The 19998-nt window shown below is 41.6% G+C and carries 15 protein-coding genes; 8 read left to right on the top strand and 7 right to left on the bottom strand.

Annotation, left to right across the window (positions count from 1 at the left end):
* Nucleotides 1-30: 30 nt before the first annotated feature.
* A complete protein-coding gene (gene pepA / locus JG479_RS13200; protein WP_200219477.1) occupies nt 31-1542 on the bottom strand; it encodes a leucyl aminopeptidase in 1512 nt (503 codons plus the stop codon).
* A gap of 309 nt (nt 1543-1851) precedes the next feature.
* Here pepA and lptF point away from each other — a divergent pair, with 309 nt between their 5' ends.
* Both lptF and lptG read left to right on the top strand, forming a co-directional pair.
* Nucleotides 1852-2964 (top strand): LPS export ABC transporter permease LptF, encoded by a 1113-nt coding sequence (gene lptF / locus JG479_RS13195; protein ID WP_002962016.1) that lies wholly within the window; start codon nt 1852-1854, stop codon nt 2962-2964.
* The gene (lptG, locus tag JG479_RS13190; protein WP_024603537.1) at nt 2961-4028 is read left to right on the top strand and encodes an LPS export ABC transporter permease LptG; all 1068 of its coding nucleotides are present in this window, start codon (nt 2961-2963) and stop codon (nt 4026-4028) included. The genes lptF and lptG overlap by 4 nt, the downstream gene beginning before the upstream one ends.
* Nucleotides 4029-4108: 80 nt before the next feature.
* Here lptG and JG479_RS13185 read toward each other — a convergent pair whose 3' ends face one another.
* The 3 genes from JG479_RS13185 to JG479_RS13175 all read right to left on the bottom strand — a co-directional run bounded on the left by JG479_RS13185 (nt 4109) and on the right by JG479_RS13175 (nt 6929).
* On the bottom strand, nt 4109-4609 hold the full coding sequence (locus JG479_RS13185) for an RDD family protein (protein ID WP_002962012.1): 501 nt from the start codon (nt 4607-4609) through the stop codon (nt 4109-4111).
* A gap of 170 nt (nt 4610-4779) precedes the next feature.
* Nucleotides 4780-5544 (bottom strand): DUF6515 family protein, encoded by a 765-nt coding sequence (locus tag JG479_RS13180; RefSeq protein WP_002962010.1) that lies wholly within the window; start codon nt 5542-5544, stop codon nt 4780-4782.
* Between the two features lie 245 nt (nt 5545-5789).
* Entirely contained in the window at nt 5790-6929 is a 1140-nt protein-coding gene (locus JG479_RS13175) for an alkene reductase (RefSeq protein WP_200219476.1), read from the bottom strand.
* An 80-nt stretch (nt 6930-7009) separates the two neighbouring features.
* On the opposite strand from JG479_RS13175, the gene JG479_RS13170 reads away from it, so the two are divergent.
* The 6 genes from JG479_RS13170 (at nt 7010) to JG479_RS13145 (ending at nt 15724) form a co-directional block, all read left to right on the top strand.
* Nucleotides 7010-7927 (top strand): LysR family transcriptional regulator, encoded by a 918-nt coding sequence (locus JG479_RS13170; protein WP_200219475.1) that lies wholly within the window; start codon nt 7010-7012, stop codon nt 7925-7927.
* 133 nt (nt 7928-8060) lie between these two features.
* Complete coding sequence (locus tag JG479_RS13165) at nt 8061-9422, top strand: TolC family protein (protein WP_200219474.1); 1362 nt, start codon at nt 8061-8063, stop codon at nt 9420-9422.
* On the top strand, nt 9419-10564 hold the full coding sequence (locus JG479_RS13160; RefSeq protein WP_200219473.1) for an efflux RND transporter periplasmic adaptor subunit: 1146 nt from the start codon (nt 9419-9421) through the stop codon (nt 10562-10564). The genes JG479_RS13165 and JG479_RS13160 overlap by 4 nt, the downstream gene beginning before the upstream one ends.
* On the top strand, nt 10564-13752 hold the full coding sequence (locus JG479_RS13155; protein WP_200219472.1) for an efflux RND transporter permease subunit: 3189 nt from the start codon (nt 10564-10566) through the stop codon (nt 13750-13752). The genes JG479_RS13160 and JG479_RS13155 overlap by 1 nt, the downstream gene beginning before the upstream one ends.
* On the top strand, nt 13752-14435 hold the full coding sequence (locus JG479_RS13150; protein ID WP_024596691.1) for a response regulator transcription factor: 684 nt from the start codon (nt 13752-13754) through the stop codon (nt 14433-14435). Before JG479_RS13155 ends, JG479_RS13150 begins: the two co-directional genes overlap by 1 nt.
* Nucleotides 14432-15724, top strand: coding sequence for a sensor histidine kinase (locus JG479_RS13145; protein ID WP_188085206.1), 1293 nt, complete (start codon nt 14432-14434; stop codon nt 15722-15724). The genes JG479_RS13150 and JG479_RS13145 overlap by 4 nt, the downstream gene beginning before the upstream one ends.
* Before the next feature lie 254 nt (nt 15725-15978).
* On the opposite strand, the gene JG479_RS13140 is transcribed toward JG479_RS13145, so the two are convergent.
* The 3 genes from JG479_RS13140 to JG479_RS13130 all read right to left on the bottom strand — a co-directional run bounded on the left by JG479_RS13140 (nt 15979) and on the right by JG479_RS13130 (nt 19962).
* A complete protein-coding gene (locus JG479_RS13140) occupies nt 15979-16926 on the bottom strand; it encodes an alpha/beta hydrolase (RefSeq protein WP_200219471.1) in 948 nt (315 codons plus the stop codon).
* A gap of 107 nt (nt 16927-17033) precedes the next feature.
* Entirely contained in the window at nt 17034-17891 is an 858-nt protein-coding gene (locus tag JG479_RS13135; RefSeq protein WP_200219470.1) for an MBL fold metallo-hydrolase, read from the bottom strand.
* A 187-nt stretch (nt 17892-18078) separates the two neighbouring features.
* Entirely contained in the window at nt 18079-19962 is a 1884-nt protein-coding gene (locus JG479_RS13130) for a propionyl-CoA synthetase (protein ID WP_200219469.1), read from the bottom strand.
* Nucleotides 19963-19998 lie beyond the last annotated feature (36 nt).

Below are 19998 nucleotides of genomic sequence, written 5' to 3'. Positions count from 1 at the left end.
ATGGCGCCTTATAAATAGCTAAATAGATTATTAATCGTGCGTAGCTTCGCTTACACCTGCTCGGTTTAATAAATACTGAGTAAGCATAGGAACAGGACGGCCCGTTGCGCCTTTTTTAACGCCACTGCGCCACGCTGTACCGGCAACATCTAAATGTGCCCAATTATACTTTTTAGTAAATTTAGATAAGAAACATGCCGCAGTAATAGTACCCGCAGAGCGTCCACCTAAGTTCGTAAAGTCAGCAAATGGGCTTTCTAGTTGATCTTGATAGTCATCCCATAACGGTAACTGCCATGCACGGTCGCCACTTTGCTCAGACGCTTTTAATAAATCGTGTGCAAGTGGGTTATGGTTTGATAGTAAACCAGTAGCATGCGCGCCAAGGGCTACAATACACGCGCCAGTTAGCGTTGCTACGTCAATAACCGTATCTGGGTTAAAGCGTTCAACATATGTTAGCGCGTCGCATAATACTAAGCGGCCTTCAGCGTCGGTGTTTAATACTTCAACTGTTTGCCCCGACATTGTTGTTAAAATATCACCTGGACGATACGCATTTGAGCCAGGCATGTTTTCACAACCCGCTAAAACACCAATAACGTTAATCGGCAATTGCATTTGTGCAAGTGCACGCATTGCGCCAATAACGCCTGCTGCTCCGCCCATGTCGTATTTCATTTCGTCCATGCCTTCGCCTGGTTTTAATGAAATACCGCCTGAGTCAAACGTTAGACCTTTACCAACAAGTACAATAGGGGCTTGGTCATCAGCGGCGCCTTTGTAGTTAATAATCGACATAATCGATTCGTTATCACTACCTCGGCCAACAGCTAGGTAAGAATTCATACCAAGTTCTGCCATTTGCTTTTCGCCAATAAGATCAACAGTGATGTTGTCAAAATCAGTTGCCAGCTCTTGTGCTTGTTCACCTAAGTACACAGGATTACAAATATTTGGTGGCATATTAGCTACGTCTTTACATAGCTTACTACCTGCTGCAATGGCTAAACCATGCTCAATAGCGCTTTCGCCAATAGTTAGTTCGCGTCGTGTTGGTACGTTAAACACCATTTTGCGCAGTGGACGACGAGGGTCTACTTTTTTACTTTTCAGTTGGTTAAACGTATATAGGCAGTCTTGCGTTGTCTCAACTGCCTGACGTACTTTCCAGTAGGTGTCGCGACCTTTAACGTGTTGCTCTGTTAAAAAGCAGACTGCTTCCATAGAGCCCGTTTCGTTTAAGGTATTAATAGTTTTAGAAATGATTTGTTTATATTGCTTATCATCAAGCTCACGCTCTTTACCACAACCAACAAGCAATATGCGCTCGCTTAATACATTAGGTACATGATGCAATAATAAAACTTGGCCTGGCTTACCTTCTAAATCGCCACGGCGAAGTAAATTAGAGATATAACCATCACTAATTTTATCGAGTTGTTCACCAATGGGGGATAACCTACGTGGCTCGTAAACGCCAACCACAATACATGCGCTGCGCTGTTTTTCTGGGCTACCACTTTTTACGTTAAATTCCATTGTTACTCCTGGTTTTGAGTCGTTTAAGTTACTAAGTTGGGGCTAAAAAAGTATTTTCTAGTCTTATCTACGTAACTTATGTAAGGATAATTCTTATTTTAGCTGATTTTGTTAGACTCTTACTGTGTAATTGAACTTTATATGCTTAAGGGCTACTAATGCAACATTATATCGTGCACTTAGGTAGGATAATTAATTTTGATGGCTTATAATAATAGCCTATTTGCCGGTATTAATTGGGTAAAATAGCTATTTAACTATTCAATTCTCACTATCGTAGTGAAATTCCATGTTTAACAGGGGCGAGCATTGCTAATTTTCCGTTATTTGACCGCTGAGGTTTTAAAATCGCAGGTCGCCGTATTTTTAACTTTGATGACAATATTTTTGTCACAAAAGTTAGTTGGTATTTTAGGTGATGCCTCTGAGGGCAGCATTCCTGCTAAATTAGTGTTATCGATGATTGCACTAAAACTTCCACAACTAGCCTCGCTAATACTTCCGCTGAGTATATTTTTAGGCATTATTTTAGCCTACAGCCGTATTTACGCCGATAGCGAAATGACCGTACTTAAAGCCTGTGGCGTAAGTGAATGGTATGTTGTGCGCGTAACGCTTATATCAAGTGTAGGGCTTGCTATATTAGCCGCAGCACTGACTATGTATATAGCGCCGTGGGCAAGCGAGCAAGAGTATCAATTAAAAGAGCAAGCCAAAGCCGATGCGGGGTTATCCGCACTCAGAGCTGGGCGGTTCCAAGAAACCGGTAACGAAAAAGCCGTGGTGTTTATTCATAATATTGAAAAGGGCGGCAAAGAGCTCAATAAGGTATTTGTTGCACAGTTACCCGATAGCGAAAAAGGCAACTTAGCGCGCTTAGTATATGCAGAGCAAGGTGTTGTGGTTGAAGCCGTAAATGGTGAGCAACAGCTCGTACTAACAGACGGTAAACGTTACGAAACAGATGGCACAACGCCTGCACTTAACTTAACAGAATTTGATGGTTACAGCGTACAAATACGAGAACAAGAAATAGAGCATCAACGCCGTAAATTAGAGGCTGTGCCTACTAATCAATTACTCGCCATTAATACTCCAGAATCTATTGCTCAATGGCAGTGGCGACTCGCTATTCCGTTATCAATTCCGCTACTTACCTTACTGGCAGTACCGCTAAGTGTGGTTAATCCTCGCCAAGGTAAATTTGCAAAACTAGTGCCTGCTATAAGCTTGTACTTAGGCTATTTTATTTTACTAAATGCCGCTAAATTTGCAGTTGAAGATGGAAAAATTCCGCCTTCAATTGGCTTGTGGTGGATTCACCTAAGTGCCTTGTTTATAGGTGGATTATTAATTATAAAAGGGCGACCGTTGGGCGCTTGGCTTAAAGCCGTTGTAACTAAGCGGGAGTTAGGCTCATGATGAAAACGCTTGATTGGTATTTAGGCCGCAGTATTTTACAAACTACCGGCTTTGCATTATTGGTACTTGTTGGTATTAGCACCTTAATTAAGTTTATCGACCAGCTAAAGTCGGTAGGGCGTGGCAGTTACGATTTAATGACCGCAATGCTTTACACGCTTTACACAATACCTGGCGATTTAGTGGTGTTTTTTCCGATGGCTGCGCTAATTGGTGGCTTAACGGGGTTGGGGGCACTTGCCTCAAACAGTGAGCTGGTAGTGATGCAAGCGGCTGGTATGTCGCGCTTACAAATAATTGGCTCTGTGATGAAAACGGCCATATTTATGGCTGTATGCATGATGGCACTTGGCGAATGGGGTGCACCTGAAGCGCAATTACACGCCAAAGAAATGCGTAATCAAGCAATACATGGCGGCGATGTATTTAACACACAAAAAGGTGTATGGGCTAAAGACGGCAGCAATTTTATTAATATTGAAGATGTTGACGAAAACGGCAGGCTCAATGGGGTACACATGTACCACTTTGACAAATCGTTAGAGCTTACCCAAATCACTAAAGCAAAAGATGCACTGAGCCGAAAAGAAGGCTGGCTACTTCGTGATGTAAATAAGGTTATTATTACGAGCGAAAAAACCACAACAGAGCAACTACCAGAAGAGTTTTACCCTTCACAATTGACTGCTGAAAAGTTAGGGGTTGTTTCGGTAAAACCAGAGTCACTTTCATTTACTGGGCTTTGGTCGTATTTAACTTACTTAGAGCAAAACGAACAAGACACCAGTACCTACGAGCTTGCACTGTGGCGTAAGCTTATGCAGCCTGTATCTGTAGCGGTAATGCTGCTGGTGGCGCTCTCGTTTATATTTGGCCCACTGCGTACCGTTACTATGGGCGCACGTATTATTATGGGTGTTGTAACGGGGATCGTGTTTCACTTAACTAATGAAATATTTGGCCCTGTAGTTATGGTTTACCAAATACCTGCCATTATAGGTGCGGTATTGCCCAGTATTATATTTATAGGCTTTGCGACATATTTGATGAATAAACGGGTATAGAGTACCTATTCAAAGCATTAAAAAGGGTGACCAGTAGTCACCCTTTTTGCTTTTTAATTACCAGTTTTGGAAAGCTGGTATTAATCAAGCTCACTATAAATACGTCTGTTTTCTTCTTTAGTAAGTGCAATAACTTCTGTTTTAGAGATGTAATCTTGCAGTGCTTTTTTGTTTTTAAAATCGACTAACACCACCAAATTACCTAAACCGAGTAAAGCGCTAACGCTGCGGATAATTGATTGCGGCCAGCTAATTAAATTACCTTCAAGAGTTTGTACTTTTAAACGCCATGCACGCATGCCAATGGTTTGCCCGCTTTTAGTCCAAAAGTAGCCAAAAAATACTAAGCTAACAATAATTAAAAGAGCGGTACGAATACCCGAAAGAAGATTTGAATTTTGAATAAATGCAGATACATCCTCTGCGCCATTTAAACTAATTACATCGAGAGAAATAAGCCCCTGTACTGCAAATAAATACAGCACTACAGTTAACATCGCAAACGCAATAATGGCTAACGTATCGTAGACCAACGACGCAAAACGGCGCCAAAAACCAGCACGTGGAAACTCACCCGACATAAATACACTCTCACTATTAATATGCGAGCTAGTTTAACAAAAAAGCTTACAAATACTAAGACATGTTAATGTTTAGAGAGAATTGATTTTATTGCTGTAAATTACTACCTACGGAGGGGAATGAAAAAGACCCTACTATTTACAGTAAGGCCTTTTAATTTATAGCGAGTTTAACCTAGCTTAATGGCAAGGTATTTTATGTCGTCACCACTTATTTGCGGTAAAAAATAAATATCGCCGTATTTAAAATACTGCTGTGAGTTAATTATTACGGCCTGTGCTGCCTGAGGCAATGAATCGTAAGTTTGGCCCAAGTTATAGTCATTCACATTACCCACTTTTACTGCCTGATTAAGGCGAGTTGATGGCTCATCAACAACCGTATAACCATCATTATCCGCAATGTAGTATACATTTTGATAAGTGTAGTAAGTCGTATTATGGTGTTTAAAATGCCTGTAATTTCTTGGTAGCGTATTTATACGCAGGCCCCTAGGTGGTTTAACAACATGGTAGCCTCTTTTAGCTTTACGATAATAAAGGCCGTCGTTAAACGTAAACGAAATACCATTAAATCTGATTGATGCGCTATTGCGTGGTAAATGGTTTATAAATCGATTTTGTCTGTAAGCGACTGAATTGTGATGGCTTGTTAAGTAGTTATATTTTCGCTGGTTGTAGCGGTGTAGTTCACGCTTTTCCTGTTTGTACTTAGCAAGTTTACGTTTTTCTTGCTTACGGTCTTCTCGTTTTTCTTTTTTATGCTCAATACGCTGCTTTTTTTCATGGCGGCGTTCATCGCGTTTATATTCAACACGTTTGTCGTGATCGCGTTTAAAGCTTTTATCATTCTCTCGCTCGTTTTGTGCTCCAAGCGCAGAGCCTGATACTGCGCCAATGGCGAGCAGGGCAGGTAGTAAAAAAGTAAGTTTCATAGTATTGCCTCGTTTATGTTTTTACATAACTGGGTTCAATACTAGCGGCTCAAACTGAATGTTAACTGACATACAACAGCAAACGGAGTTATGCTTACAGCTTTTTACATTTTACTGACGGTTCTTGACATAATCTCTAGTTTTTGACGATTTTAGGAACGTTTTAATATATCAAAATGATTAGTCGTGTCACAAAAAATAGCTATTAAATTAGTAATTAAGCCTTCCTTGGCTTTGCAGGTTAATTACTTTTGATAAAAAGGATAATCGCTATAACCTACTTCAGTACCGCCATACATAGTGGCTGCATCAGCTTCGTTAAACGTCCAATTATTTGCTATACGCTCTGGTAAATCAGGGTTAGCTATAAATGGGCGACCAAATGCAAATAAGTCACCGTAACCTTCACCTAAAATACGCACTGCTTTTTCTACTGTGTATTTACCTGCATAAATAATGCGCCCTGAAAATTCAGCTCGGACTGCTTTATAAAATTCTTGTGGTAAATCGGGAGCGTTATCCCAATCAGCTTCCGCAATCGATAAGTAAGCAATACCTGCTTGCTCAAGCACTTTAACGGCCTGGATATAGGTGTGATGAGGGTTTGATTCAACAAGTCCTAAATACACTCGTGTTTCATCTGTGCTTTCAAATAAAGGAGCAAAGCGAACACCTAAACGGTTTGCGCCTACAACGTCACTTACCGCTTCAACTATCTCTTTTAAAAAGCGCAGGCGATTACTAAGCGTTCCACCGTATTGATCGTCACGGTTATTAGTATGCTCAGAAATAAACTGATTAACTAAATAGCCGTTAGCACAATGAAGCTCCACACCATCAAAGCCAGCTTCTAGAGCATTGCGTGCAGCTTGCGCATACATGTTTACTAGCTCGCCAACCTCAGTAGTACTTAATGCACGAGGCTCACTTGGGTCAGCCAATGCGCCTTCACCAGGTGCGGTTTCAATAAATACTTTTACATTGTCAGCTGCAATGTCTGAAGGACCAACCGGTTTACCTGAATTTGGTTGCAGTGTGGCATGCGATACGCGCCCTACATGCCAAAGCTGAGCAAAAATAACGCCGCCTTTAGCGTGTACTGCATGTGTTACTTTTTTCCAGCCTTCAATTTGTGCTTGCGAGTGAATACCTGGGGTCCAAGCGTAACCTTGCCCACGAGGTTCTATTTGTGTGCCTTCGGTAACCATAAAACCAGCCGATGCACGCTGCGAGTAATACTCAGCCATTAATTCATTAGGAATATTGCCAGGCTGAGTGCTGCGAGAGCGAGTAAGAGGAGGCATCACAATACGGTTTTTAAGTGTAAAAGGGCCAAGCTCAATTGATGAGAATAAAGGAGCGGTATTAACTAAATCTGATTTCATTTTAAATTCTCTTATAAAGCAAACAAAGGCTTAAATAGTGGTTAAGCAACATTGGCAGCATAGAGATTTAAAGATACAATTTGAAACAACACTTTTTTGTGAAGCATACAATTATGAATGGTATCAATCGGCTTGATATAAAGCAGTTAAGAGTACTCAGTAGCTTATTAGAACTGAAAAATCTTTCACAAGTAGCCAAAAAAATGGGGTTAACGCAACAGGCTATTAGTGAGCAACTACGAAAACTACGAGACTTATTTGACGATCGCTTGTTTATTCGCCAAGGCAATAACATGGTTGCTACTCCTAAAGCGCAAGGGCTCAAGGCACCTGTTAATAATATTTTAAAGCAATTAGAGTCGTTACTAGAGCCCGAGCAGTTTAGCCCGCAAACTTATAAAGGTGTGTTTACCATAAGCGCAACCGACTACGCCACGCAGGCCTTATTGCCGCAATTATTTAATATTACCCGCCGCGAGGCGCCAGGTTTAAAGCTGATTGTGCGCGACTTTGCATCAGATAACGTTAATCAACTTATAACGGCAGGCGAGCTTGATTTGCTGATAAGCTTTCCAGAATTTATACCCGACAACCTTTCTTATATCACCTTGTTTGAAGAACAGCATTTGTGTATCACTGGTGTAGGTAACACTACTTACACTGAGCCTTTGAGTTTGGCGCAATTTGCAAAGCATCCACAGCTAGTGGTGTCGCCATCTCGTGCAAATTTGCGCGGATCGCACGATCAGTGGTTTGAAAGCCAAGGGCTAAAACGTAATATTGTTATGTCGGTACCAAGTTTTTCTGCGGTGCCCGACATTTTACATACAACCGATATGCTCGCGTTTTACCCATCAAGATTATTACCAAACAGCAAAGTTAAACAGCTAAAAATAGAAGCTCTGCCCCCTACATTTAAAGTAATAGCCGCATGGCATCCGCGTACTAATAACAGCCCAATTCATAAATGGTTGATAGAGCAATTACGAAACTTATAACGATATAAAACATCTAAAGTGACTACTTTTTACTGTTAAATTAGCAACCCAATATTTAGATTAAATCATTTAACCCCTCCTTAACCCTCGACCTAATAAGCTATGTGTAATAGTACGAATTAGGCATAGTTAAATGGTTTATTTTAAAAAGCACTCAACCGGTTTTTTACTTGCACTTAGTTGCACACTTGCTGCATGCAGTAGTCAGCCAAGCTATCAAGGTAATAGTACTGAGCAGTCGCTAAAACAACATACAAACTGGCAGTACACGCAAAGTAACGCACAGCAAGTAAATTACATTACCGATTTGGTGGATATTGAAGGGCTTGATTCGCTTATTGAGCAAGCTGTTACTAATAACCCATCGTTTAATCAAGTGCATGTTGCATTAAAACTAGCTTATGCGCAGCGTGATGTAACCGCTGCAAGTCAGTGGTTTAGTGTAGATGCAGGATTTGACGCGCAGCGCAGTGAAACCGAAGGCACGCAATACAGCTCATCAGTAGGTATAAGCTGGGAAGCTGATATATGGCAAAAAATTGCTGACAACGTAGCCGCGCAAGATATGACTATTGCCAGTAACCAAGCTACTTATCAAGGCGCTAAAGACACATTAGTAGCGAGTGTTATTCGTACTTATTTAAACATTATTTTGCAGCAAAATTTGCTCGATATAGAGAAGCAACGTTTAGTTATTTTACAAAATAATGAGCAAAGTATTGTAGAGCGCTACCAATATGGGTTAGGTGATTTAGAAGCGCTTGATACCGCCCGTACTAGCACGGCATCTACCCGCGCGACCATTGCCGACTATCAAGAGCAAATAGCAAAAGCAAAGCGTGCTTTAATGCTAATTGTAGGCACTGATAAACTTCAAAACCTGCCAAGTACATTAACACTGCCAAGCGTTATTGAGCCATTAAGTACATTACCAGAGCAAGATTTGGCGCGCCGACCTGACTTACAAAGTGCCTATTACAACATTCAGGCAAAGCATTACTTGGTTGATGTATCGTACAAAGAGCTACTACCGAGTATTTCGCTTTCGGCATCACTGAGTGATTTTGCAAGCACGCCAAGCCAAGCATTATTAACCAGCCCAGTGTGGAGTTTATTAGGCAGTTTAAGTGCCCCTTTATTTGAAGGTGGAGCACTGCGTGCGCAAGTTGATATTGCAAAATTAAATGCCGAGCAAGCGTTTTGGCAGTACCAAGATACGCTGCTAAGTGCGGTAAACGAAGTTGAAAATGCACTCGGGCAGGAGCAATCATTAACCGAACAGCAACTGCAAATTAGCAATGCACTTGCTAGCGCTAAACGCAGCTTTAGTAACTATCAAAGTAAGTATCAACAAGGTTTGGTTGATATTTTAGATTTGCTAACAGTGCAACAAAAAGTATACGACCTGCAAGCCCAGCTTAGCCAAATAAACTACACCCTTTTAACTAACCGCATAGATTTAGGCCTCGCTTTGGGCCTTGGAGTATCGTCATGAAAATTTCGCCAACACCGGTTGTTGTAACGCTTGTTGCTATTGTTTGTATAGGGCTTGCTATTGTGTATAACGGTCAAAAAATGGCTGAAAAAGCAAATAGTCCACAACCTGCCGCTATTAAAGCTATTGCCCCAAATGTATCGGTAATTAATGCAGCTCCGAGCACTTATCAGGCTTATGTTAGCGGCCACGGTGAAGCTAAAGCGCATTGGTCACTTAGCTTAAAAGCACAAGTTAAAGGCGAAGTAACCAGTATGAGCGAGCAATTTGCGACCGGTAATTTAATAACTAAAGGGCAGGTGTTTGCACAAATTGATGACACCGAATACTTACAAGCTCTAGCTAGCGCAAAAGCGACATTGGCTGATGCAAAACTAGCACTGCAAGAAGAACAAGATTTAGGTAATCAAGCAAAACGTGAATGGGATCGCTCAGGCGTTACGCAAGCACCAAGCTCGCCGCTTGTATTTAGAACGCTACAACTAGAAGCCGCGCAAGCTATGCTCGATAAAGCACAATATGCACTTAAAACCGCACAGCGTGATGTAAATAACACCCAGTTAAGTGCACCATTTGACGCTGTTATTTTATCGCGCGATATAGATTTAGGTACTTATGTGAGTATTGGCGATACGCTTGCCACGCTAAACAGCACTGACAAAGTAGAAATAACCGTGCCGCTTTCATTAAGTCAGTGGCAAAACCTAGCAAATAATAAATCAGGCGAGGTTATTTTAACTGATGTAACCACTAATACTAAATGGAACGGTTATATTGCACGTTTTGAGCAACACCTTGATGACAGCTCGCGTCAGCGCAGCGTAATTGTTGCCTTAGATAAACCCTTTGAGCAAACAACGCCGTTACTGCCTGGCACATTTTTAGCGGTAGAAATTGCCGGTAAGCAGTTAACTAACGTAATAAAACTGCCTGCTTCGGCGGTATCTCAAGATGGCTTAATTTGGTACGTAAATGATCAAAATAGCTTAGTAAGCACACACGCTAATAAAGTATTTGAGCGTGGGGGTTACGTATATATTACGCCAGTAGATAGTGCTAAAAATCTAAAAGTGGTGGCGCGCCCACTTGTTAGTTACTTAAACGACATGAAAGTAAATCCAATAGTTGAGGAGATACAATAATGAGCCCTCATCAACCACCTCAAATACCCAGTAATAATAACCCGCTGCACGGTATTATTAATTGGTTTGCAAATAACTCTGTTGCCGCTAACTTATTGTTAGTTAGTGTGATTGTAATGGGTATTATGTCGCTTACGACTTTACGTAAAGAGGCTTTTCCTAGTTTAGAGCCAGATACTATTTCGGTATCGGTGGTTTACGACAGTGGCGATGCATTGCAAGCCGAAGAAGGAATAGCGTTAAAAATTGAAGAAGCGCTCGAAACCGTATCAGGTATTAAACGTATTACCTCTACATCCGATGCTAGCGGCAGCCATGTAAGCATTGAAAAAAGTACTGATTACTCACTCGATGAGTTACTTGTTGACGTTAAAAACCAAGTTGACGCTATTAATAACTTTCCGGCAGATGCCGAGCAACCTGTTATTGATAAAGCCCGTAGGCAAGATCATGCATTAACGCTGCAACTTTTCGGGGATGCCGATCGCCATACATTACAAAATCTGGGTGAAAAACTTAAAGCCGATTTATTAGCGCAATCAGGCATTAGCGATGTAGCGCAGTCGGGTGTGATTGATCCGATGATGTCCATAGAAATCGACGAAGGTAAATTACAAGCGTATGGCTTAACTATTAGCGATATAAGCGAGGTCATTAACAATGAGTCATCAAGCCCGCTTTCGACTAGTTTGCGCGATAGCAGTAAAATTATACGCTTGAAAGCCGCTGACCAAGCTTACTGGCAGCGCGACTTTGCCAATATTGTATTGTTGAGCACTGCATCAGGCACGCAAATTAAGTTAGGCGATGTAGCAACAGTTACCGACTCATTTGCCGAAGACAGCAACTCATTAAGCCGTTATAACCAACAAAATGCCGTAGGCGTTGAAATTTTAATGGGCGATAACAGCGATATAACTACCATTGTTGAGCAAGCTAATAGCGTAATAGATAAATGGCACGAAAGCGGTTTATTACCTCAAAACGTAGAGCTTGAAAGCTGGCACGACAAAAGCACCATGATCACCGAGCGTTTATCGCTACTTACTAAAAATGCCGTGACCGGTATTATTATGGTGTTTGTAATACTTGCCATATTTTTAAACGTACGCGTAGCGCTATGGGTGGCTGGTGGCTTGCCGTTTGTATTTTTTGGCACGCTTTATTTTATGACCGATGGCTACACCGCACTGACCATAAACGAAATGACCACCTTTGGCTTTATTATGGCGCTGGGCATAGTGGTAGACGATGCCGTTGTTGTAGGCGAGAGTATTTACACCACACGTAAAAAACATGGCGATACATTAAATAATACAGTTTTAGGCACTATGAAGGTTGCTGTGCCAACAATATTTGGGGTGTTAACCACCGTTGCCGCGTTTGTGGCGCTTTCGAATGTGTCAGGCAACTTAGGTAAAATTTACTCCCAATTTGCCACTGTAGTGACCATTTGTTTACTGCTTTCAGTTGTTGAATCAAAACTTATTTTACCATCGCATTTAGCCCACATTAGTACTAAACGCCAAGTTAAAAAAGGCTTAGCAGGTCTGTGGTCAAAAATACAACATGGTGCTGATAGCGGCTTAAGCTGGTTTAGTAAAAACATTTACTGCAAGGTTATTGAATTTTCACTGCGCTTTAGATACGCCGTAGTGGCTGCGTTTATCGCCTTTTTTATATTAGTTATTGGCATGCCAATGACTGGCACAGTTAAAGTTGGTTTTTTCCCAAGTATTGCAGGCGATACCGTAACAGCCGATTTGGTTATGCAAAACGACGCCGCATATGGGCAAACAAACACAAACTTACTAACGCTTGAGCAAAGTGCATTACAAGCTGAGCAAAACTTAATGACCAAGTTGAGCTCTGACAAAAGCGAAATAACCAGCCTACAAGTCATTAGTAGTAGCGACACCAGCGGTGAAGTAAGCGTTGAGCTATTAAACGAAGGCGCTTTTACAGCAAGCGAATTTGCTCAAGAGTGGCAGCGCGTAGCAGGTAGCCTTGAGGGCAGTAAAAAATTACAAATATTAGCCACGCGTAAAATGGTCGATAACTTTAAAGTTGAGCTTAAAGCGTGGGACGACGAAACCGTAATGGCGGCGGGCGCACTATTTAAGGAGCGCTTACAAAATACCGCAGGCGTTAACGGAATAGACGACAATTTAAACCCTGGTCAGCCACAGCTTAAATTTACCCTAAATGCACAAGGGCGCGCGCTTGGCATGGATACAGCCAGTTTATCAAAGCAAGTACTGCAAGCCTTTGGTGGTGCAGTTGTACAGCGCTACCAACGTAATAAAGACGAAGTTAAAGTACGTGTACGCTACCCAGAAGATGCTCGTAAAACACCTGCCGATATAATGCAGTCGCGTATTCGCCTGCCTGATGGCACGGTCGTTCCTTTAGTTAACGTAGCCACAGTAAGCAGTGAATATCAGCAAGATGAAATAACCCGCATTGATGGACTACGTGCAATTTATTTAAGCGCCCAAGTAGATAAAAACGTGATTGCTCCAAACGAGTTAGTTGCTAATTTAAAGCGCGACTTAATTCCAGAGTTAACACAGCAATTTCCTAACTTAAGTGTTTATTTTGCAGGAGAGGCAGAGCAACAAAGCGAAACTACCAGCTCAATGAGCACTATGTTTATTGCCGCTTTATTAGTGATTTACGTGTTGCTGGCTATTCCGCTTAAATCGTACATTCAACCTATGTTGATTATGGTAGCAATTCCGTTTGGCATTGTGGGCGCTATTTTAGGACATTGGTGGAACGACTTAACCATTAGTATATTGTCGTTAAATGGTATTTTGGCGCTCAGTGGAGTAGTTGTAAACGACAGCTTATTACTTGTTTCACGCTTTAACGAACTAGTAAAAGAAGAGAGCATGAGCACGCACGATGCCATAGTTGAGTCGTGTACGAGCCGGTTACGTGCGGTATTACTTACCTCAATTACAACGTACGCAGGCTTAGTGCCGCTACTTAGCGAAACCTCAATGCAGGCACAGTTTTTAATTCCTGCTGCGGCATCACTTGGCTACGGTATTTTGTTTGCCACGGTTATTACCTTAATACTTATACCGGCATTATTGATGATTCAAACCGATGCTAAACGCGGTATTGATGCTGTGCTAATATCGCTAGGTGCTAAAAATAAAACGCAGGAAGTAGCCTCTTAATGATAAACGTACTACTGGTTGAAGACGACATAGATTTGGCAACCACCATTGTTGATTATCTCGAAATTGAGTCAATAGAGTGTGACCATGCAAGCAATGGCGTAATGGGTTTAAATTTAATAGAACGTAATCAATATCAAATGATTATATTAGATGTAAACATGCCCAAAATGGACGGTTTAACCATGTGTAAATCATTGCGTGAGCAAGGCATTGATATACCTGTATTAATGCTGACAGCGCGCGATAGCCTCGACAATAAGCTTGAGGGGTTTGCAGCCGGTAGTGACGACTATTTAGTAAAACCATTTGCGATGAAAGAGCTAGTAGCGCGGGTTCAAGTATTAGCAAAGCGTAAAAGTGGAGAGGTTAAGCGACTTACCTTTGCTAATCTAACACTTAATTTAACCGCGCATACAGCAACAGTGGCTGCGCACAGTTTAAAGTTATCACCCATTACTTTTAAGTTATTAGAAGTGCTTGTACGAGAGCAGCAAAAACCGGTAACCCGACAGGTAATTATGCAAGCAATATGGGGAGACGATCAGCCAGACAGCAATAGCTTAAAAGTGCATATTCATCATTTGCGTAAACAGCTAGAGCAAGCGCATTGCCAAGCCGTACTAGAAACAATACCCAGTGTAGGGTTTGCGCTAAAATTAAAAAATGGGACACAAGCATGAAAATTAGACCCAGCCTGAGGTTGTATTTTTTTGCCACCATGGTGCTTTTAAGTTCATTAATGGCAATTGGTTTTTCGTTTTTAAGTGTTAATTATTTTATTGATGGCTTAGACCGAGGGTTAAATGGCGTAATGCATGCGCTTTCGCAATCTACTGAGGTTAAAAACGGTGAACCTGCAGAAATGATTGGCTTTAAAATAGCGAGTCGCTGGGAAGACATGCCAAGCGAAATTCAGCAACGCTTTACAAAGCCTACAGAGATTGGCGTATTGCAAAAAAGCAAAGTAAAACCATCGTTTTTTTCAATGCCGGAAGACCTCTATTTTGTAGCGTATTTTCAAAACCCTGCAGGGGAGCCCCGTTACGTATCACGCATTATGCTTGAAAAAGAGCGCCTTAAAAAACAAAGCTCACCCGATAAACCTATAAAAAAGTTGGCATGGATAGCGTTAACAGGGGTTACGGCAATTGCTTTATTTACCTTCTTTTTGTTTATGGTAATGAAAAAAATAGCTAAGCCAGTAGAGTCACTACGCGGTTGGGCTAAGTCGTTAAATCAAAAAAATTTACAAAACACGCCGCCCGACTTTACCTATAACGAACTAAATACCTTGGCAACGCTAATACGCAGTAGCTTGCTTTCTGCTCACGAGAGCCTTGAGCGAGAGCAGCGCTTTTTAAGTTATGCGAGCCACGAGTTACGTACACCAATTTCGGTTATTCGCAGCAACGTTGAGTTACTTAACCGCTTAAGCGAAAAAACTCCGTTAAGTGATAAACAGCAACTTACACTGCAGCGAATAGAGCGTGCCGGTTTAACCATGAGCGATTTAACCGAGACGTTATTGTGGCTTAGCAGAAATGACGACCAGCAAAGTGCACCAGAGCCTGTAAACCTAGCCGAAAAAATAACGACCTTGAGTAATGAACTCGATTATTTACTCAATTCAAAACAAGTTGATGTACTTATAAATACCGATAACCAAAGTACAACTATTAATACCGAAGCCACCGCATGCCACATTGTGCTTACTAACTTAATACGTAATGCGTATCAGCATACGCAACAAGGGCAAGTGCGAATTACTCAGCAGGGTAGCCGTGTAATTATAGTAAATAGCAGCGAACAAACTGATACGCCACACGCCACCAATAACACAAACAAGCCCGCTAATATTGGCTACGGTTTAGGGTTGGAGTTAAGCGAAAAAATAATAAAACGACACGGTTGGGTATACGAAGTAAACGACATGCCTGGGCGTTATGAAGTGGTGGTTGATTTTAGCTAATACGCTTTTTTATGATTAATGATGGGGCGTATTACTTATAATATCAATCCGCAATAATACTTAATCATTTTGAGGGGCTAAACGTGTCGCTACCTGTGTTAAAAAATTCTCATTTACAACTGCATGGATGCAGAAGGTAGGCAATGCAGGAGCAATTGCCGAGAACAACTAAATAGCGAATTTTTTGCCTAGCTATCAACACGTTTTTCCATCCTCAAAATAGATCACTTAATTAAGCCGATTGGTATAAATGATTACTCGGGGGCAGCTTGCTTGGTTTTTCTAAACATAAACTCAAGGGGAATATGTAAGCGTTTGGCCCATGCGTTTTCGGTGTGATCTTCCCCAGGGAAGTACTGACTTTGCCAAAGTTTTGCTGGGTATTTTTGCGCCATAAATAAATCATCAATTTGCGCTTGTAACTTAGGGTACATGGCATCTAAGGTGCTATCGCCATAATCAAAATACACTTTTTGGTTACTTAGCTTTGTGATGTTGTTGGCAATGTAGTTTTTAAACTGGGCAAATACTTCGTCATCGTGGCTAAAAATACCTGGCCAGTGGGTCGACATACAAATAGCGCCGGCAAATTCGTTAGGGTAATTAAGTAGTGTGTACCACGATATTAGCCCACCCATGCTAGAGCCACCAATATAGCGGTGTTGCGCGCCTTTGTTTACGTTGTAGTTAGACTCAATATAAGGAATAACTTCTTTGACTAAAAAGCGTGAGTAGTTATCTGAGTAAACCTTAGAGGCAAATAATTTATGGCCTGGGTATTTTTCTAACTGGTAAAGGGCGTTTTGCTTTTGCTTGCTTAAGGCCTCAAACGGTTGTTGTGGGTAGTATTCGCTGTGGCGGTTTTCTACGGCGTTTGGAATGCCTACCACAATAAATGGGCGTACTTTGCCTTGCTCTATTAATGTGCCGGCTACTTCATCTACGCGCCATTCTTGCTTGTTCCATGTGCTATTTGCATCAAACAACATGCGGCCATCTTGCATGTAGAGCACGTCGTAGGTGGTGTTTTTGTTGTAATCTGGCGGTAGCCAAACATTTAAAAAGCGGTTTTTTACAAACTGTGATTCTATATTATCGATTACCTCAATTTGGCCTTTACTTACTTGCACGGTGGCCGTGTTTGCATAGCTGGTATGCATTACAAATATTGATAAGCTAAACAGTAAAGCAACTAATTTCATGGTGGCGCCTTAGCATACAAAAAGTGCACTATCACAAGCTTACATTGTTAATTCAATGTGAATACGTATGCATTTGTATTCAAGCAACAAATGCATACGCATACAATTTATAAATCGCTGCGCCAGCCCATGCCGGATTCTTCCATGAGGCGCTCGTATACCCCTTCAATATTAAGTGGCAGCCAGGCTTGGTATTGCTTTAAATCTGAAAATTCATCGAGCTTAACGTTTTGTTTTATTTGCTCTAGGCTTTGCCCTGCAAGCGCAGCCTTGGTTACTTGGCTGTAAAGCTGCTCTAAATAACTTAAGTAACGCGCTACATCAGCTTTACTGCCAATATCGGCATGTCCGCCTACAAAAGTGTTAAAGTCATATTTGAGTACCGCTTGGGTTGAGTTAATCATGCCTTGAATATCGTAACTCCACAGCTTTTGCCACGGCATTCTGCCAATAACAATCCAATCAACTACAAATAACGTTTTTTGCTTTTCGAATAATATACTAACCGAACCACGACCATCGTTTGGACCATGGTAGTTAAGCTTTACTGTAGAATCACCAAGGGTAAGCAGTAGCTCGTCATCAAAAGTAAGGCTGGGCATTACCGTTTTCATTTGTGTGTTTTTAATATCTTGCGCAGCGAGTTTATGCGCTACAAACGTGGTGTGCGGGCTTTTAAATACCTCGGCGCCGTAAATATGATCGCTGTGATTATGGCTATAAATTACATACTTTACCGGTACGTTATAGCGGGTTTTAATTTGCTCGTTTAACCAGGTGGCGGCTTTTTTATTAAGCGGGTCGGTAACAATTGCGCCCTCAGAAGTGATTAAAAATACTGAGCGGTGTCTGTCGTCTATAAAGCGGTGTAAGCCATCTCCTAAGTCTTCTATTTCATAGGCTTGTGTGGAAAAACCTATAAACAATAGGGCTGTGGTTAATAGTTTTTGTAGCAAGCGGGGCATACAGCATTCCTTTTTAAATTGATTAAATTAATAACGCTATTAAAAGAAGAAAGCATTAAGCCGTAAAAAATTTCAGCTGTTGGTTAAATTAAAGCTTAAACTCTAACCAAAGCTTAAGTAAAAGGATCAAATATAAGGATGAAATAAAAAGCCATTATAAAAATGGCTTTAGATAGGTTGGTTGGGTTTATCTTTGTGTTAGTTGTTGGTTTATTTCTTCAAAGATACTGGCATCATCTATGGTTGAAGGTATTTGTAGCTCTTCGCCATCAACCAGTTGGCGCAAATTTTTACGCAGTATTTTACCCGAGCGTGTTTTGGGCAACCTATCTACGCTAACTATATTTTTAAGGCACGCAATAGCGCCAATCTGATTACGAACACTTAAAACAAGCGCTTGTTCTACGTCGGTACTTGAGCCCATAAAATCATTTTTAAGCACGATCATTCCCATAGGGAGTTGTCCTTTTAGAGGATCGTTCACACCAAAAACAGCGCATTCAGCAACAGCAGGGTGCGCGGCTACTATCTCTTCCATTTCGCCGGTAGAAAGCCTATGTCCTGCTACATTTATAACGTCGTCGGTTCTGCCCATAATAAATAGGTAGCCGTCTTCATCAATATAACCACCATCGCCAGATAAATAATAACCTTCGTATTCATTTAGGTAGCTTGCTTTAAAGCGCGTGGTATCCTGCCAAATAGTTGGTAGGCAACCTGGTGGAAGTGGCAGTTTAATTACCACGGCGCCTTGCTCGTTAGCTGCGCATTCATTGCCATCCATATCTAATATTCGCACGTCAAAACCTGGAGTAGGCACGGTAGAGCTGCCAGGTTTTGTTGCTAAGTACTCAAGCCCTACAGGGTTACAAGCAATAGCCCAGCCGGTTTCTGTTTGCCACCAATGATCGAGCACTGGCAGTTTGGTTTTTTCTTTAAGCCACTCGTAAGTGGGAGGATCTAACCGCTCGCCAGCTAAAAATAAACGTTTTAAGCTTGAGGTATCGTATTGATTAAAACCATCGGCATTGGGGTCTTCTTTTTTGATTGCTCTAAAGGCGGTGGGGGCACTAAATAATGCATTTACTTTATATTCTTCAACCACGCGCCAAAATGCACTAGCATCGGGCGTTTTAACGGGTTTACCTTCATATAATACGGTCGCGCAGCGATACATTAGCGGTGCGTAAACTATATAAGAGTGCCCAACCACCCAGCCAATGTCAGACGCTGCCCAAAATACGTCGCCGGGCTTCATACCATAAACGGTTGCCATGCTGTATTGCATTGCCACTGCGTGACCGCCATTTTCGCGTACTACGCCTTTGGGTGTGCCTGTCGTGCCTGAGGTATATAAAATATAAAGCGGATCATCTCCATTTACAGGCACCGGATCTGCGCTTGCAGCCGTTTGCATTGCCTGAGTCCAATCTATGTCTCGTTTAGGCTTAAGAGTGGCGGTAACTTGTGGGCGCTGGTAAATAACGCAGTGTTCTACTTTGTGCGTAGCTAAGTCTATTGCGTTATCAATGAGTGGTTTGTATTCAATAACGCTGTTTACTTCAACACCGCATGAGGCGCTAAGTATAAGTTTGGGCTTGGCATCATCAATGCGTACAGCTAATTCGTGTGCAGCAAACCCACCAAATACCACCGAATGAATAGCACCAAGGCGAGCGCACGCCAACATACCAATAACAGCTTGTGGGATCATTGGCATATAAATAACAACGCGGTCGCCTTTTATAACACCTAACGATTGTATTACGCCTGCAAATTTAGCAACTTCTTGTTGTAGTTGTGAGTAGCTATAAGTTTGCTTTGTATTAGTGACTGGAGAGTCGTAAATCAGTGCAGTTTGCTCGCCAAATCCGGCAATAACGTGTTGGTCTAGTGCTAAAAAACTGGTGTTTAATTGCCCGTCGCTAAACCAATGATAAAGCCCGTCGTCGTCTTGTGTGTATGCTTTTGTGGGGGTTTTATACCATGGAATATTTTTACTTTGTTCGAGCCAAAATTGGGCTGGGTTTTGTTTAAAGCCATTATATTGCTGTTTATATTCGCCTGACATGTAAGGCTCCTAAAGCTAAATTTGTGTGTGAGAGAC

This window comes from Pseudoalteromonas sp. LC2018020214 (assembly GCF_016598755.1).
Taxonomy (GTDB): domain Bacteria; phylum Pseudomonadota; class Gammaproteobacteria; order Enterobacterales; family Alteromonadaceae; genus Pseudoalteromonas; species Pseudoalteromonas distincta.
Note: the sequence above shows the minus strand (reverse complement) of the source record. Positions and strands in the feature narration are given on the sequence as shown.

Coding starts and splice junctions, on each gene's coding strand:
- pepA (WP_200219477.1), bottom strand. CDS start 1,542: ATGGAATTTAACGTAAAAAGTGGTAGCCCAGAAAAACAGCGCAGCGCA.
- lptG (WP_024603537.1), top strand. CDS start 2,961: ATGATGAAAACGCTTGATTGGTATTTAGGCCGCAGTATTTTACAAACT.
- JG479_RS13185 (WP_002962012.1), bottom strand. CDS start 4,609: ATGTCGGGTGAGTTTCCACGTGCTGGTTTTTGGCGCCGTTTTGCGTCG.
- JG479_RS13180 (WP_002962010.1), bottom strand. CDS start 5,544: ATGAAACTTACTTTTTTACTACCTGCCCTGCTCGCCATTGGCGCAGTA.
- JG479_RS13175 (WP_200219476.1), bottom strand. CDS start 6,929: ATGAAATCAGATTTAGTTAATACCGCTCCTTTATTCTCATCAATTGAG.
- JG479_RS13165 (WP_200219474.1), top strand. CDS start 8,061: ATGGTTTATTTTAAAAAGCACTCAACCGGTTTTTTACTTGCACTTAGT.
- JG479_RS13160 (WP_200219473.1), top strand. CDS start 9,419: ATGAAAATTTCGCCAACACCGGTTGTTGTAACGCTTGTTGCTATTGTT.
- JG479_RS13155 (WP_200219472.1), top strand. CDS start 10,564: ATGAGCCCTCATCAACCACCTCAAATACCCAGTAATAATAACCCGCTG.
- JG479_RS13150 (WP_024596691.1), top strand. CDS start 13,752: ATGATAAACGTACTACTGGTTGAAGACGACATAGATTTGGCAACCACC.
- JG479_RS13145 (WP_188085206.1), top strand. CDS start 14,432: ATGAAAATTAGACCCAGCCTGAGGTTGTATTTTTTTGCCACCATGGTG.
- JG479_RS13140 (WP_200219471.1), bottom strand. CDS start 16,926: ATGAAATTAGTTGCTTTACTGTTTAGCTTATCAATATTTGTAATGCAT.
- JG479_RS13135 (WP_200219470.1), bottom strand. CDS start 17,891: ATGCCCCGCTTGCTACAAAAACTATTAACCACAGCCCTATTGTTTATA.
- JG479_RS13130 (WP_200219469.1), bottom strand. CDS start 19,962: ATGTCAGGCGAATATAAACAGCAATATAATGGCTTTAAACAAAACCCA.